The organism is Polaribacter litorisediminis (assembly GCF_019968605.1).
GTDB lineage: Bacteria > Bacteroidota > Bacteroidia > Flavobacteriales > Flavobacteriaceae > Polaribacter > Polaribacter litorisediminis.
Window position 1 is genome coordinate 1,326,398 of record NZ_CP082966.1, and the last position, 16,332, is coordinate 1,342,729.

The 16,332-nt window shown below is 29.1% G+C and carries 14 protein-coding genes; 12 read left to right on the forward strand and 2 right to left on the reverse strand.

What is annotated here, in order from left to right; genetic code table 11:
* Positions 1–44 precede the first annotated feature (44 nt).
* Positions 45–2,696 carry a putative LPS assembly protein LptD gene (locus K8354_RS05735; RefSeq protein ID WP_223446188.1) on the reverse strand — a complete coding sequence of 884 codons (2,652 nt, stop codon included), beginning with the start codon at positions 2,694–2,696 and terminating at the stop codon, positions 45–47.
* Positions 2,697–2,836: 140 nt separating this feature from the next.
* On the opposite strand from K8354_RS05735, the gene K8354_RS05740 reads away from it, so the two are divergent.
* The 12 genes from K8354_RS05740 to K8354_RS05795 all read left to right on the forward strand — a co-directional run bounded on the left by K8354_RS05740 (position 2,837) and on the right by K8354_RS05795 (position 15,050).
* Entirely contained in the window at positions 2,837–3,961 is a 1,125-nt protein-coding gene (locus K8354_RS05740) for an N-acetylmuramoyl-L-alanine amidase family protein (protein WP_223446190.1), read from the forward strand.
* Positions 3,962–4,015: 54 nt separating this feature from the next.
* Positions 4,016–4,969 (forward strand): MlaD family protein, encoded by a 954-nt coding sequence (locus tag K8354_RS05745; protein ID WP_223446192.1) that lies wholly within the window; start codon positions 4,016–4,018, stop codon positions 4,967–4,969.
* Between the two features lie 29 nt (positions 4,970–4,998).
* Positions 4,999–6,315 (forward strand): 4Fe-4S dicluster domain-containing protein, encoded by a 1,317-nt coding sequence (locus K8354_RS05750; protein ID WP_223446194.1) that lies wholly within the window; start codon positions 4,999–5,001, stop codon positions 6,313–6,315.
* 788 nt (positions 6,316–7,103) lie between these two features.
* Positions 7,104–7,883: a (Fe-S)-binding protein gene (locus tag K8354_RS05755; RefSeq protein WP_223446196.1), complete on the forward strand. Its 780-nt coding sequence runs from the start codon at positions 7,104–7,106 to the stop codon at positions 7,881–7,883.
* A 3-nt stretch (positions 7,884–7,886) separates the two neighbouring features.
* Entirely contained in the window at positions 7,887–8,276 is a 390-nt protein-coding gene (locus K8354_RS05760; protein WP_223446198.1) for an SPOR domain-containing protein, read from the forward strand.
* A 5-nt stretch (positions 8,277–8,281) separates the two neighbouring features.
* Positions 8,282–8,794: a PH domain-containing protein gene (locus K8354_RS05765; protein ID WP_223446200.1), complete on the forward strand. Its 513-nt coding sequence runs from the start codon at positions 8,282–8,284 to the stop codon at positions 8,792–8,794.
* Positions 8,787–10,286: a PH domain-containing protein gene (locus K8354_RS05770; RefSeq protein WP_223446202.1), complete on the forward strand. Its 1,500-nt coding sequence runs from the start codon at positions 8,787–8,789 to the stop codon at positions 10,284–10,286. Before K8354_RS05765 ends, K8354_RS05770 begins: the two co-directional genes overlap by 8 nt.
* Positions 10,277–11,200, forward strand: a complete 924-nt coding sequence (menA, locus tag K8354_RS05775) for a 1,4-dihydroxy-2-naphthoate octaprenyltransferase (RefSeq protein ID WP_223446204.1) — start codon at positions 10,277–10,279, stop codon at positions 11,198–11,200. Before K8354_RS05770 ends, menA begins: the two co-directional genes overlap by 10 nt.
* A 10-nt stretch (positions 11,201–11,210) precedes the next feature.
* Positions 11,211–11,723, forward strand: coding sequence for an SRPBCC family protein (locus K8354_RS05780; RefSeq protein ID WP_223446206.1), 513 nt, complete (start codon positions 11,211–11,213; stop codon positions 11,721–11,723).
* 222 nt (positions 11,724–11,945) lie between these two features.
* Positions 11,946–12,986, forward strand: coding sequence for an o-succinylbenzoate synthase (locus tag K8354_RS05785; protein WP_223446208.1), 1,041 nt, complete (start codon positions 11,946–11,948; stop codon positions 12,984–12,986).
* A gap of 41 nt (positions 12,987–13,027) precedes the next feature.
* The gene (locus K8354_RS05790) at positions 13,028–13,972 is read left to right on the forward strand and encodes a CPBP family intramembrane glutamic endopeptidase (RefSeq protein WP_223446210.1); all 945 of its coding nucleotides are present in this window, start codon (positions 13,028–13,030) and stop codon (positions 13,970–13,972) included.
* Positions 13,973–13,991: 19 nt separating this feature from the next.
* The gene (locus K8354_RS05795) at positions 13,992–15,050 is read left to right on the forward strand and encodes an AMP-binding protein (protein ID WP_223446212.1); all 1,059 of its coding nucleotides are present in this window, start codon (positions 13,992–13,994) and stop codon (positions 15,048–15,050) included.
* Positions 15,051–15,283: 233 nt separating this feature from the next.
* Here the strand turns inward: K8354_RS05795 and K8354_RS05800 are convergent, their stop codons facing one another.
* Positions 15,284–15,937, reverse strand: a complete 654-nt coding sequence (locus tag K8354_RS05800; protein WP_223446214.1) for a peptidoglycan-binding domain-containing protein — start codon at positions 15,935–15,937, stop codon at positions 15,284–15,286.
* Between the last annotated feature and the right edge of the window lie 395 nt (positions 15,938–16,332).

The following is a 16,332-nucleotide window of genomic DNA, read 5'->3' on the forward strand; positions in this document are numbered from 1 at the left end:
AGAACTATCAACAAATTTATGATAATTGAACCACCAATTAACCATTAAAACAACCTTCTGTCTGGTGGTTTATTTTTATCCCATTTTAAATCTGCCAACGTAGAAGATTTTACACCAATAAAAAATGTGTAAGAAGAATTTGTACCAAAAGGCACCCAATTAAAGTTGAATTGCCAACTATCTAAATCTCTATTAAAATTAAATCTTGAAAATGACAAGGCCCCATTCTTTATATCATAACCAGAAGAGTACCCAACTTTCCATTTGGGTGACAATTCTATATTACCACTAAAGCCTAAAGTATGCACACCAATACTACCTGGGTTTAACCCATTTCTAGTATAATTAGCAGAATAAACTAAGTTTAAAGTCCAAGGTATTTTTGCCCTATATAAGTCAGTTTTCGTGGTTTTGTTATCCGTATTAGATTGATTTTGTCCACCCCTTCTATTGGTAGGGTCTATATTTGCGCCCATAGTATCCGTTGGGTTATTTGCACCATTTCCGCTTTTATTTTCGTTCTCTTCTTTAGAATCTTTTTTACTTTTATCAAAATCACTGCTAGAAATAGAGTAATTAGCCGTTAAATTGGCGTTGGTTAATCTAAAAATATTTGGATTAAATTTATTGATTCTAACAGCATTTCCATTGACATCTATAACTTGGTAGGGATCTAAAGATCCATTTAAATTTAACGCTAATTTGTCCTTAAATAATCTTGTTCCGGCATTAAAAGAAACATTAGACCATCTTAAACTGTCCCTTGTAATATCGTAAGCACTACTAAAATTTAAATTGTTTAAAAGTGTAATTTTTTCATCCTCTTCATCACTATCCGGGTCTTTAGGAGCCACTTTTGCTTCTAAAACATTATTTATCGAAATTCCAATAGAATTACTTAATCCCGTAGAAGGTGCTCTATATAAACTTTGATCAAAAATTGTATAATTTGCTAGGTTCAAAGGGTTTTCACTTTGTTGTACCTGTCTTATATATTTTGTGCCAAAATCGGGTCTATAACTATAAGATATTGTTGGTCTTAAAGTATGTCTTATAGCTTTTAGTCTACCTTTTTTAAAGTTAAAGCTTCCGTAGATATTTGTAGACAAACTAACGCCCATATTATAAGTTCTATAGGTTTTAAGACCCGTTAAAGTATCTGTAACGACTGTATTGGTATCCTCATCATAGTTTTTTTCAATATAATTAAAATTCCAGGTTTCTTCGTAATTAGCACTTGGCGATAATGTAAAATATTTAAATGCTTTAATATTTGTATTGGTACCTGTTTTTTGGCGAACACCAGATTTTGCCGTTGCAAACATTCTACTGGTCATAAAATCATCATCGGTAGTATTTATTAAATATTGCCCTTGCATATTATAGTTAAAACCTAATTTTTGAATTGGGTTGTTTTTAACACCTCCTTTACCAGCAAAAGGATAAATTCTATTCATATTTACCGTTAAAGATGGTAATGTCATTGAGATGCTTTGCGTATTTGTATTTTGTTGATGCGACGCCGTAACAGCCATATTAAAAGGAGTTCCCACAAAGGTTTTACTGTAATTTATAGAGGAATTAAAGGTGTTGTTTTGCGTTTGAGCAACATTAAATTGGTTTAAAGATTCTCTAAAAAAACGACTACTACCTAAATTTACAGAAGCCGTAAATCTTGAATTAGGACTTGCTTTGGCATCTTGACTATGACTCCATCTTACGTTAAAATTATTAGATTTAGAAAAATTATCGAAACCTCGAATACCATTAATAATGTTTTCAAAATTGAAACTAAAATTACCATTAAATCGGTAGCGTTTGCTGTAGTTTGAATTTGTTCTTAATCCCCAACTTCCATTAGACCAAGCATCTCCAGTAAGGGTTAAATCTGCATAATCACTTAATGCAAAATAATATCCTCCGTTTTGAAAACCAATTCCTCGGTCGCTACTTCCTGTGTCAAAAGCAGGAATTAAAAAACCAGAAACACTTGTTTCTGTCATAGGAAAATAGGCAAAAGGCAAAAATAATGGAGTGGGTACATCTGCTAAAACCAAATTACTTAACCCTACAATAATTTTTTTACCGGGCACTAATTTTGCTTTATCTGTTCTAATATAATAGTCGGGTACTTCTTTTTCGGATGTTGTAAATCGTATTTTTCGAATATAGATTGTAGAGTCATTTACGCGTTTTGTTTTTTCGCCATAGGTAAACATTTCTCCTTGTTTTGTTTTTAACCCATAAATTAAAGCCCGTTTACTTTTAAAGTTATAAATGATAGAATCTTGCTCTGATTCCTGTCCTCCTTGTTTAAAAATAGGTTTTTGTGTATATCCTGTGCTATCAACAATTCCCTTTGCAAACAATCTGTTTTTATTGTAGTCAATAATTATGATTCCAGCTTTTAAATCAATATCCGTATATGTAATATTTGCTTCATTATATAACGTTACCGTTTTGTTTTTAGCGTCTTGAATTGTGTAATCTTTTGCAGTATGAACAATAAGATCTTCTAGAGTTTCTTTAGGTTTTATGGAATCTAAAGCGATAGAATCTTTATTTTTTATGAGTAAACTATCTTTTTTAATACTAGGTAAGGAGTTTTTTTTCTTAAAAAAAGTAGTGTCTTTTTTTACAGCTGGAACAACAATTTTTTCTGTTGATTTAATATCTTGCGAAAACCCAATCTTCACAAAAAAGATGCAGCAAAATAAAAGTAAGTATGATAGGTTTGATTGCAATGCTATAAATGCTATTTTTGTAAGTGAGTAAAAGTATGGCTCAATATTTGAAACTCAAAATTAATGATGCCAAAATTAGTTAAATTTTATTGATGAATTTTCTACAAAACAACAAATTTAATACTAAACTAAAAAATGTATTTTTTTTAGTGTTTTCGATGTTTCTTTTATGCTCTTGTTTTACCACATTTGCTCAAAAAAAATATACCATTGTGCTAGATGCCGGCCATGGAGGCAAAGATCCAGGGAATCTAGGAAACGGTTATAAAGAAAAAGATATTGTTCTAAAAGTTGCTTTAATCGTTGGTGAAAGTTTATCAAAGAATAAAGATGTTAGAGTAATTTATACAAGAAAAGGAGATACATATCCAGATCTATGGAAAAGAGGTGAAATTGCAAATACAGCACAAGCAGATTTATTTGTCTCTATTCATTGTGATTCGCATACTTCTAATGCCTACGGCGCAGGAACTTTTGTTTTGGGTTTACGAGGAAACAAAAAGAATTTAGAAATTGCAAAAAGAGAAAACGCATCAATTCTACTATACGAAGATAATTATAAGGAAAAATATAAAGGTTTTGATCCAAATTCAGCAGAGTCCGTTATTGGTTTGTCTCTTTTACAAGAAGAAAATCTAGATAAAAGTTTAGAGATTGCAAGCTTAATTCAGAATAATTTTACCTTTAAATTAAAAAGAAATAATAGAAAGGTAAAACAAGATAATTTTCAAGTGCTAAGAGAAACGATTATGCCAAGTGTTTTGGTAGAGTTGGGGTTTTTAACTAATAAAACCGAGGGTCGTTACTTAAATTCTAAAAAGGGGCAACAACAAATGGGAAAATCAATTGCAGATGCCATTACCAATTACATTGGCAATTTAAAAATGAATACAGTAGTTGAAGAAGTAGTTCAGAATACTGAAATTGATGCTGAAAGTACTCCTGATATTGCACAAAAAGAAGTGGAGTTTAAAGTGCAGATAGCTTCGGGTAAAAATAAAATTCCAACAAAATCGTATAATTTTAAAGGATTGAAAAATATCCAAAGAGTAAAACTAGGGAGCTATCACAAATATTATTACGGAGTTTCTTCCTCTTATCAAGAGGTGCAAAAGTCTCTATTAATCGCTAAAGAAAAGGGCTATAAAACAGCATTTATAGTTGCATTTAAAAATGGCGAAAAAGTATCTGTAAAAGAAGTTAATAAAATGCCTTAATTTTGGCAGTTGCAACCAAATATTATTAGTAATTTTGTTGCTAAATGTCTATGTATGTCTAAAGAATTAAAAACAGGAATTATAGTAATCATCGTCATTGTTGCTTTTATATGGGGCTTTAACTTTTTAAAAGGGCATGATTTATTAGATGGTGAAGCTCGTTATTTTAAAGTTGAATATTCTAAAATAGGAGGTTTAAATAAAGCAAGTTCTGTAACCCTAAACGGTTTAAAAGTTGGCAAGGTTAACGAAATTACATTTAATGAAACGCCCGAAAAAAGAGGTCATTTAATTGTTCGTTTTTCGGTAGAGAATGATTTCGAATTCTCTAAAAAAAGTATTGTTAAAATATATTCACCGAACCCAATATCAGGTTCAAGTTTGGCAATTATACCCAATTATGAAGGTGAAATGGCTGTTTCAGGAGACACGTTAGAGGGGGAAATGGAAGAGAATTTATTTACTTCTATAGGAGAGCGTTTAGATCCGCTGCAAGAAAAATTGGAGAAAATTATGGTAAGTGCCGACACTTTATTTGGTGGTGTCAATAAAATTTTGAATCAAAATACCATCAATAACGTAAATAATTCTGTAAAAGATATTGCACTAATTCTTCAAGATTTTAAAAAAACCATTAAATCAGTAAACAGCTTGGTCATTGAAAATAAAGAAAGTTTAAAAGCTACGCTTGACAATACTAAGAATATGTCAGATAATTTTAGTAAAGTATCAGATAGTTTAGCCAGTATTAATATCAAACAAATTCTTTCAAAAGCTGAAAGTGCAGTAGATAATTTTAATCAATTATCAATGAAATTGAATTCAGATGAAGGTTCTATTGGTAAGTTAATTAATGACGAAAAGTTGTACGATAATATTGAAGCTGCTACCAAAGAATTAGAAGAATTATTAAGAGATTTAAAACTAAACCCTAAAAGATATGTTCATTTTTCACTATTTGGTAAAAAACAAAAAACGTTTACAGCTAGCGAAAAGGAAGATAAATAATTCAATAATTAGTAGTTTAAATAATTAATATGCAATACTTACCCAATATACTTTTTGCGCTAGCTCTTATTTTTGGTATTGGTTTTTTTGTGATGAATATCAGAAAATTATCAAGAAACATCAAATTAGGAAAAGATGTAAATAGAACCGATAAAAAACCTGAGCGTTTAAAAAATATGATAATGATTGCTCTTGGGCAATCTAAAATGGTAAAAAGACCTTTTTCTGGGCTTTTACATGTCATTGTTTATGTTGGTTTTGTAATTATCAATATAGAAGTTTTAGAAATTATTATTGATGGTTTAGCCGGAACTCACAGAATTTTTCAAGGTATAATTAATGAACGCGTCTACGCTTTTTTAATCGGAACTTTTGAGGTTTTTGCAGCATTGGTATTTATTGCCGTTATTTTATTTTGGACAAGAAGAAATGTGGCAAATATTAAGCGCTTTATGAGTTCAGAAATGAAAGGTTGGCCAAAAAATGACGCCAATTATATCATTTATTTTGAAATGATTTTAATGACTTTGTTTTTGGTGATGAATGCCACCGATATTGATTTTCAAAAAGCAGGAATAGGAAACCCTATAAGTCAATTTATTGCCCCTTTATTTAATAGTTTTTCTCCAGATACTTTACATATAATAGAAAGAACCGCTTGGTGGATTCATATTTTGGGAATCTTAACCTTCTTAAATTACTTGTTTTACTCAAAACACTTGCACATTTTATTAGCATTTCCGAATACATATTTTGCCAATTTAAATCCTAAAGGGCAATTCAATAATTTAGAATCAGTGACCAACGAAGTTAAATTAATGATGGATCCAGATGCAGATCCATATGCTATGCCTGCTGAAGGAGCGGAAGAAGTGGTTCCAGAAAAATTTGGCGCATCTGATGTTGCAGATTTAAATTGGGTGCAATTATTAAATGCTTATACCTGCACAGAATGTGGTAGATGTACATCTGCTTGTCCTGCAAATTTAACAGGTAAAAAACTTTCTCCTCGTAAAATTATGATGGACACTAGAGATCGTTTAGAGGAAGTGGGTAGAAATATCGATGCGAATAAAGGTACTTTTGTAGATGATGGAAAGCAATTATTAAACGATTATATTTCTCCAGAAGAATTATGGGCTTGTACAAGTTGTAATGCCTGTGTAGAAGAATGTCCCGTAAACATAGATCCATTGTCAATAATTATAGATATGAGAAGGTATTTAGTCATGGAAGAAAGTGCTGCACCACAAGAATTAAATATGATGATGAACAATATAGAGAACAATGGTGCACCTTGGCCTTATAACCAACAAGATAGATTAAATTGGGCTCAAGAGGAATAATTATTTGAATACGTATATGATTAGGAATAAAGATTTTAAAAAATTTTAGATTTCAATATTTAAATAAAACTGAATTATTTACGTATTTAATTTACGCTTTTGAAGAAATTATTTTAGTTGTAATCAGAATTCTAGTAGCTGTTTATATGAAGAATGAAAATGAAGCATGAAAACAGTAAAATGAATTAAAAAACGTTTTTAAAATCATTAAAAGTGATTTAAAAAACGAAATAACAGAAGCCAATTTTCTTTTATCAACAGAAAGAAAAAAGAAAAAATTTTATAATCGTTTTTGATATAAATTTATCTGTAAATGATTAGAAAGAAAAATAGAAGTTAAGGAAATTAATATTTGGTTATGATGAAATATCTTTTAATAAGAGAGGTTTTAAATTATTAAATGAATTTAAAGATATTGATAACTCGAATGATAGCTTGTTTATAAAAATCATCGAAATTTATACACACAGAATTGAAGAAGTTCTTGCAGATGATGAATTAAGAGATTTAGAATGTAAACAAAACTATAATTTTTGGAAAAAGTAAGATTGATGGCTGGCATTTGATTCAGACTCAAAAGATAACAAGGATTTTAGCTCTGATAAATTTATTGATTACGCTTTAAACAGTTAAAATTATAGAAATAGAGTAAGGTCTTGGCATTTTATAAATACAAAAGTATTTATACCTGAAATAACCAGGTTTATAAAAGAAGCAGAAGAAGTAGTTTTCTCAATAGGGCACAAACAATTAAACGAATAAACGTTTCAACACTAAAATAATACCACATGAACGTACCAACAATGGCAGATATGATGGCTCAAGGTAAGCAACCAGAAGTGTTGTTTTGGGTAGGCGCAGCCGGAAGTTATGATGATAGAGCAAAAAAAATATCAAGAGCATTTGTAAAAATTTTACAGCAAGCGAATGTAGATTTTGCAGTTTTAGGTGTAGAAGAGTCCTCTACAGGTGATGCAGCAAAAAGAGCGGGAAATGAATTTTTGTTTCAAATGCAGGCCATGATGAATATTGAGGTTTTAAACGGATATGAAGTAAAAAAAATTGTTACTTGTGATCCTCATTCGTTTAATACCCTCAAAAATGAATATCCTTCTTTAGGCGGAAAATACGAGGTGTATCATCACACTCAATTTATACAAAATTTAATTAAAGAAGGACGTTTACAAATAGATAATACTGTTTTAAAAGGAAAAAGAGTTACCTTTCATGATCCTTGTTACTTGGGTAGAGCCAATGAAGTATATGAATCTCCAAGAGATTTAATTAAAAGGATGGGCGTTAATTTAACAGAAATGAAACGACATAAATCAACAGCTTTGTGCTGTGGAGCAGGTGGGGCGCAAATGTTTAAAGATGCCGAAAAAGGGGATAAGGAAGTAAATATTTTAAGAACAGAAGATGCCCTTGAAACAAAACCACAAATTATAGCAACAGGTTGTCCCTATTGTAATACAATGATGACCGACGGAATTAAATTTAAAGAAAAAGAAACCGAAGTTGTTGTAAAAGATATTGCAGAATTAATTGCGGAAGCTAATAAACTTTAACAAATGAAAAATATAACCACTTTGCTTCTTTTTTTAGTACTTGTTTTTTCTTGTACAAAAAAAGAAACTAAACCAGAAAATAAAGAATTCTTAGAACCCGTTGTAAAAGATACAATTCTACAAGTAGATGATGAAAACCCAGAGGAAATTTCATCGCTTATTTTTACAGTTCAGATTGCTGCATTAAGAAAAGACAATGAACCATTATCAAATATTTCTGATGTAAGCTTGTATCAAGAAGATTCATTAACAAAATATAGATTAGGTACTTTTGAAACTTACAAAGAAGCTAGAGCATACAGACTAAAAATTTTGAATACTTATAAAGGTGCCTTTGTACAGGCTTTAAAGAATAACGCTCCTATTTCTATCACAGAAGCTTTACAGCAATAGTTTTTATGACGGATACTTTTCAAAATAATGTGGTAAATGATTTTCCAGATATTGTAGAAGTGGAATTTGAAAATATTGATAAAAACTATTTAAAAGTAATTTATATTAATTTTCTATTGGTTTTTATTCCCTTTTTAGTAGGTATAATTGTATTGCATCAATTGGTTTTTCCGGAGAAAATTAATGAGTTTATAGTTCCTATTTATATTGTTTTTTTTGTTCTTTTCGGATTTATTTTAGCATACTTAGTCGCAAGTTTTACAAAAAGAAAATATGTTTTAAGAGAAAAAGATATTTCTTATAAATGTGGCTTGTTTGTAAAGACTTTAACCACAGTTCCGTTTTCTAGAATACAACATGTAGAAACTGATGAAAAACCAATTTCAAGAATTTTTGGTTTGTCTTCTTTAAGTGTTTTTACGGCCGGAGATAGTAGTGACGATTTAGTGATTAAAGGAATTACCAAACAAAAAGCATTACAAATAAAAGAATTTATTACCACAGAAATAAATGAATAACGCTTTTGATTTTTCTGTTTTCTCTAGACAATCACCAAAAGGGATTTTAGTCATTTATATTCATCTTATTTATAAAGTAATTAAAGTATCTTGGATTTTACTTTTTTTAGTTCTTAAAGATTTCTCTAGAATATCAAAAATTGGTGAGAATTACATCTATCTAAGTTTAGCCGTTATTTTAATTTTTTTATTAATTCGGGCTTATTTAATTTATAAAAATTTTCAGTTTAAAATAGCCAATGAGCATTTTATTTTAAAACAAGGAATTATAAAAAAAACAAGTACTTCTATTCCTTTTCATAGAATTCAGAACATCAATTTTAAACAAAATATAATACAACAAATTATTGGCGTTTATGAGGTTAATATTGAAACTGCGGGTTCTAGCAAGGCAGAAATTTCTATAAAAGCGTTATCTTTTCTTAAAGCAGAAGCTTTAAAGGAAATTATTTCAAAAAGTACAGACTATACCCATGAAATTATTGAAAAAGACAAATCAAAACCCATACTTAAAATAGGGGTAAAAGAACTTTTTAAGGTGAGTCTTACCGAAAATCATCTTCAAAATTTAGTGCTTTTTTTAGCGCTTATTCTTGGGTTTTTTCAGCAAATAGAACAGGTAGTAGATAGTTTAGGAAGAACAGCATCTTTAGATGGTTTTATAGAAGAAAGTACAAATGCGCTTTCTGCTAGTTTTTTCTTAGTCACTATTCTATTGATTTTTTTAACGATAATTGCCTTGATGAGTTCTTTTGTTAAAATATTTTTAATCCATTTTAACTTAACAGCTTATTTAAAAGAAGATGCTTTTGAAATTAACCAAGGTTTATTAACAAAAAAATCGATTGTATTAAAAAAACAAAAAGTTCAAAATATTACAGTTTCTACAAATCCTTTAAAACGCCTTATCGGAATTTCCTTTATCACTTTTAAGCAAGCTATAAGTGGCAGAGTCAAGGTGAAAAAAGATAAATTAATACGTATTGCAGGTTGTAAAAAAGACCAAGTTGATGTTATTAAAACAAGTTTATTTGATGTCACTGAAGTAGAAAACAAAGAAAAAAAATATCCAGATACCTATTACAAGCGTAGAATATTTATTTTTACTTTTCTGTTTCTAACCATTTTATATTCAGCTATATATTTAGTTTTTAAACAGGTAGAAATTTTCTATTCAACTCTTTTCGTTCTTCCTGTTACTATTTTGTTAATCCGAAAGAAAGTTAAAAAACGTTTTTACAAAATAACAGATTCTATGTTATTAATGAGCAGCGGTTTATTAGAAACGCATTTAATATATTTTGAAATTTTTAAAATTCAGAATATAAAAATGAAACAGACTATTTTTCAAAAAAGAAGCAATGTGAGCGATATTATTTTTCAAACCGCTTCCGGAAAAATAAAAATACCTTGTATTCAATCTGAGGATGCTGTAAAAATTTATAATCACACTTTATACAAAGTAGAAACAAGCAAGACTTCATGGATGTAAAAAGTTTTATAAAAGCAGCACGTTTAAGAACTTTACCGTTATCTGTTGCTGGAATTATTGTAGGTAGTTTTTTAGGAAATAATGATTTAACCTTTGCTAATACTGTAAAGGTTACAATTTTGGAAACTCCTATTTTTTGGTTAGCAATTTTAACCACAATTGGCTTTCAAGTATTATCGAATTTTGCCAATGATTATGGAGACGGAATTAAAGGTTCAGATAAAAACAGAACGGGAGAAGCAAGAATGGTGGCTTCGGGAGTAATTACTCCAAAACAAATGAAATCAGCAATGATATGGACTACAAGTATCACGTTAATTATTGCTTTTATGTTGATTTATGTAGCTTTCGGAAGTGATAATTTTGGGTATTCCATCTTATTTTTTGCATTAGGAATTGCCTCCATTACTGCAGCCATAAAATATACTGTAGGTAAATCTGCTTATGGTTATAGCGGGTTTGGTGATGTTTTCGTGTTTGTGTTTTTTGGTTTGGTAAGTGTGGTTGGTAGTTATTTTTTGTATACAAAATTCATCAATTTTGAAATCTTTTTACCCGCAATTTCTATCGGATTATTAAGCACAGCAGTTTTAAATTTAAATAATTTAAGAGATCGAGAAGAAGATCTTAAGAATGATAAAAACACTCTTGTTGTAAAATTAGGTACAGAAAAAGCCAAGAAATATCATTATTTTTTAATTATTGGTGCGTTAATATCCGCTTTAATTTATGTGTTTTTAGATGTTAAAATGGTGTATCAATTTATTTTTTTAGTCGCTTTTATACCGCTATTTAAAAACATTAAAACGGTTGCAGCAAATAGCATTCCTGCAGCATTAGATAGTGAATTAAAAAAAGTAGCTTTAAGCACATTTTTGTTTGCAATTTTATTTGGAATTGGACAGATATTATAAATAGTATTTTATGAAAACAGTCAAAATAATTATCAGTATTATATCCGTATTAACTTTAGCTTTTTTTGCGACAGGCATTATTATTAAAGAAACTACATATACAGCCAAAGTTACTGTTAATAAACCCATTGCCTTGGTTTTTAAAGAGTTCAATAAGCATGAAAACGCTAAAAATTGGATTCCAGAAATAAAATCTTTTGAGACGGTAAATGAGAATTTCGGAAAAACGGGAAGTGTCTATAATGTTATCATAGAGAATCAAGGTCAAGAAATTAAAATGACGCAAAGAATTTTGGCGTATGTGCCCAATGAAAAAGTAACTTTTTATTTTGATGCTGAAAATATGCTAAAAAAAGATGATTATCTTTTTACAGAAAAAGACGGAGTTACAACAATTAATTTAAATGCTTCTTGTAATAGTAAAACGTATATAATGTCTTGTATGTTGCCTTATTTTAAAGGGAAATTAGAAAATCAAAGTCAAGAGTATTTAAATAATTTTAAAGAATTTTTAGAACAATAAAAGTCTATTGCTTATAGTTTTTAGGCGTTTTGGCCTCACAAAAAAAAGATAATATTGATGTAAATTACTTTGATTTTTTACATTTAAATTAGGAAGTTAAAACATAGACTAAGAGAAAAACATGATAATTATTTTAAAATGAATTTCAATACTAGTTTTTTATAAAATAGTTAAGATAATTTAAAATGATAAATTATACAAACCTTTAAAATTAGTTTTATTTTGATACAAGCGAATTATAAAAAATACATTCTTAATTTTAAAAACCCGAGTGGAACATCGCGTGGAGTTTTAAGAACGAAAGAAACTTGGTTTATCATCTTACAGGCAAACGATAAAATAGGTATTGGAGAAACCGGACTTTTTAGAGGCTTAAGTATTGATGATGTGCCTAATTACGAGGAAACATTAACTTGGGTTTGCGAACATATTAATTTTGGTTTAGATTTTTTGTTGAAAGAGCTCCGCGAGTTTCCGTCTATTCAATTCGGATTAGAGCAAGCTTTTTTATCTTTAAAAAGTAAAGATAAATTTAAGTTGTTTCCTTCAGAATTTACAAAAGGAACCGCTGCAATTAATATCAATGGTTTAATTTGGATGGGGGATAAACAGTTTATGAAAGCCCAAATTAAAGAAAAATTAAAATCAGGTTTTTCATGTATTAAAATGAAAATTGGTGCGATAGATTTTGATACAGAACTTGAATTATTAAAAGCGATTCGAAATGAATTTTCATCTCAAGAAATAACCTTAAGAGTGGATGCGAATGGCGCATTTAATCCAAAAAATGCTTTAGAAAAACTACAAAGATTATCAGCTTTAGAAATTCATTCTATAGAGCAACCTATTCAACAAGGTCAGCCTCAAGAAATGGCAGAATTATGTTTAAAAACACCTTTGCCAATTGCTTTAGATGAAGAATTAATTGGTGTATTTTTATCCGAAGAAAAGAAAAAAATAATACAAACAATAGCTCCACAATATATCATTTTAAAACCAAGTTTAGTGGGGGGGGTTGCAGGCACAAAAGAATGGATTAATTTTGCAGAAGAAAATAATACTGATTGGTGGATTACATCTGCATTAGAAAGTAATATTGGTTTGAATGCAATTGCTCAATTTACGCATACTTTACAGAACAAATTACCACAAGGTTTAGGAACGGGCGAATTGTTTACAAACAATATTAAAAGTCCGTTAAAAGTTAAAAACGGAACATTACAATACAATCCAACATCAAACTGGGATTTTAACAAGATCTAAAAAACAATACCTTGATCATACTTTAAAGGTTACAACAAAAAATGAACTACATACAACAAGGATATAAGGGTAAAAGTGATTGGTTTTATTGGCTAATTACTGTTTTATTAGTGTTTTTTGGTTGGCAAATTTTAGGCGGTCTTCCTTTATTAGCGGTAGGTTTTTCTTATTCAAAGGATTTAGAAGAGTTTACATCCGCAGGTTTAAATAATTTTATGGGTTTAGGAATTGATAAAAATTTATTTCTAGTTCTTATTATTCTTACTTTTGCCATAGGGTTATTATTTCTATATATTAGCATAAAATTTGTTCATAAAAGAACATTTACTTCGCTGGTAACGAGTAGAAAAAAAATTGATTGGAAACGTTTTTGGGTTGGTTTTTTAACTTGGGGAATTTTAGTTGTTATTTTTACTTTTGTCGGTATTTTAATAGAGCCAGAAATTTACACCTATAACTTTAATGCAAAACCATTTTTTATTTTAGTTGCTATTTCTTTCATATTACTTCCCCTTCAAACGGGTTTTGAGGAATTGTTGTTTCGAGGTTATTTTATGCAAGGAATCGGAATTTTAGCTAAAAATAGATGGGTTCCATTAATTATAACTTCGGTTTGTTTTGGCTTGTTACACGGAGCAAATCCAGAAGTTCAAAAGTTGGGTTACATTTTAATGGTTTTTTATATTGGTACAGGTTTCTTTTATGGCATCACTACTTTAATGGATGAAGGCACAGAATTAGCTTTAGGTTTGCATGCTGCCAATAATGTTGTAGCCGCTTTTTTAGTTACTACAGACTGGATGGTTTTTCAGACAGATGCCTTATTTGTAGATACTTCAGAGCCTGCTTTAACCTTAGAAATGTTTATACCAGTCATTGTTTTATATCCATTAATGTTGCTGTTTTTTTCAAAAAAATATAAATGGACGCACTGGAAAGAGAAACTTACTGGTCGAATAGAAAAACCGATAATTATAGAAGAATAGGATAGAATTTTAGAAAATAGTGGTACAAAATAAATTTCATAAAAATTTTCAATTCAATAGTATTTCATTCTCTTCGTCGGATGATTTATTGGCATATACAAAAGTTTTTTCTGAAGAAATTCATCATTTTTTAGAAAATTGGTTTTCTAAAAGTAATGTCATAATTGTGCAAACTTCGGGTTCTACTGGTACACCAAAATCAATTTCACTTCAAAAGAAATTTGTAATCAATTCAGCAAAAGCAACGGGTGCCTTTTTTGATTTACAAGAAAATACAACCGCATTATTGTGCTTACCAATTCAGTATATTGCGGGTAAATTAATGTTGATTAGAGCACTTACTTTAGGTTGGAAATTAGATAGTATTGAATCCAATTCGAATCCCTTAAAAAAAGTTGAAAAACAGTATGATTTTTCTGCGATGGTACCTTTACAATTAGAGAACTCACTTTCTAAAATACATTTAATTAAAAAACTAATTGTTGGCGGAGGCGTGGTGTCTATTTCGCTTCAAGAAAAATTACAAACAGTTTCTACGGATGTTTTTGCAACCTACGGAATGACAGAAACAATTACGCATATCGCCGTTAAAAAACTGAACCATTTTGCTTCATTGCATGGAAAAATGATGATTCAATCTTATTATCAAACACTCCCGAATATCACTATTTATAAAGATGATAGGAATTGTTTGGTAATTGACGCCCCTAAAGTGGCTGAAGAAATTGTTTTTACAAATGATGTTGTAGAACTTATTTCAGATAGGCATTTTAAATGGATAGGTCGTTTTGATCATGTGATTAATTCGGGTGGTGTAAAATTACATCCAGAAAAAATAGAAGAAAAATTAGCTAAAATCATCTCAAATCGTTTTTTTGTCATCGGAATTCCAGACGAAAAACTAGGAGAAAAACTAATTTTACTGATTGAAGGAAATCAGAAAGAAATAAGTTTTGAAAGTAGCAACCTTACAAAATTTGAAATTCCGAAAGAAATTTATTTTCTAGATCAATTTGTAGAGACAGCATCAGGAAAAATCCAAAGAAAAAAAACATTCGAAAAATTTTTTACTCAGTGATATTTTTTAATCCTTAAAAAGTAATTTTCATTGATTCTTTTTTTTAAAAATTACATTGATTCTTAGGTTTATGCTAAATTTAAAACAGCGCTGGATTAAAATGAAGCATAAAATGCATATAAAATTAGTGAAAAATATTAGGGGAGAAGGTAAACTTGGGCATAAATCAGAATTTAAAAGACTCATAAAAAGAATCTACCATAAAATTAGATGGGGTTTTAACGCAATCTTTTTTAGTACTGAAACATCAGTTCTAACGTTAAAGCATCTAAATAACCGTCTGCTAAAAGATTATTTTGTTCTTCAAATCTTTTAATGGCATTTAATGTTTCTACTCTATAAACTCCGTCTAACGTAATATTAGCGCCATTATTATTAAGTTCTTTCTGAACCTCATAAATAATAGCATTTTTTTCGCCATTGTAGAGCTTAACATCAGAATTAAATAGGCTTTTTATTTTCTCGTATCTATTTCTTTTTCGAAATGTTTTTAAATCAATGCCATTTTCTTCAATAAATTTAATTTCGATATTAGAAAGGCCTTTTTCTTTTAATTGCAAAGAATTATTAAGAACAGTTTCATAGTATTTAACTTTTGCTAATTTTTTAGCATATAAATCTATCGCTACTTTAGTATTGAGATCCTCTTTTTCTGGAGTTCGAACATCAATTTCATTTGCCGACCACTGTAACATTATGTAACTATCTAAATTCTCAATCGACTCATAATAGTTTAAAAGTGTCTCCTGATTATGATAGCTTACATCGATTTCTTTAGTACTTTGATAATTGACTTCTGGAGAAGAATATCTTTTGTAATCGCTATATTTTCCGTAACCAATAATCAAAGCAATAATCAGAAGTAAAAATAATATTATTTGTTTCATTATTGTAAGAGCATAAAATTAATTAACTTAAAAACAAATGTATAAAATCTTTTAGGAAAATATGAGGTAATTGAAGGTTACTATAATTTTGAAAATTATAAAAAACGCGTTCTTAATTGTATTTCAGAATAATAGAAAGTTATAGTTTGATGTTTCTGTATAAGTAAATGATGATTTCTTTGCTTTTACAGAAAGAAAAAATAAAGTAGAACCTAGGTTTAAGTTTCTTTTATTGAAATAAAAAAGGGAAAAAGATGTTTTATGACAGTTATTTTAAATGATAAATGATACAATTTTAATCTTTAGATATTTTGTATAAAATTAGAACATTTTTAATGTGTTAATATATAAATCAAAAAAGACAATTTTACGCAAAATACTATAATATCTTTGTA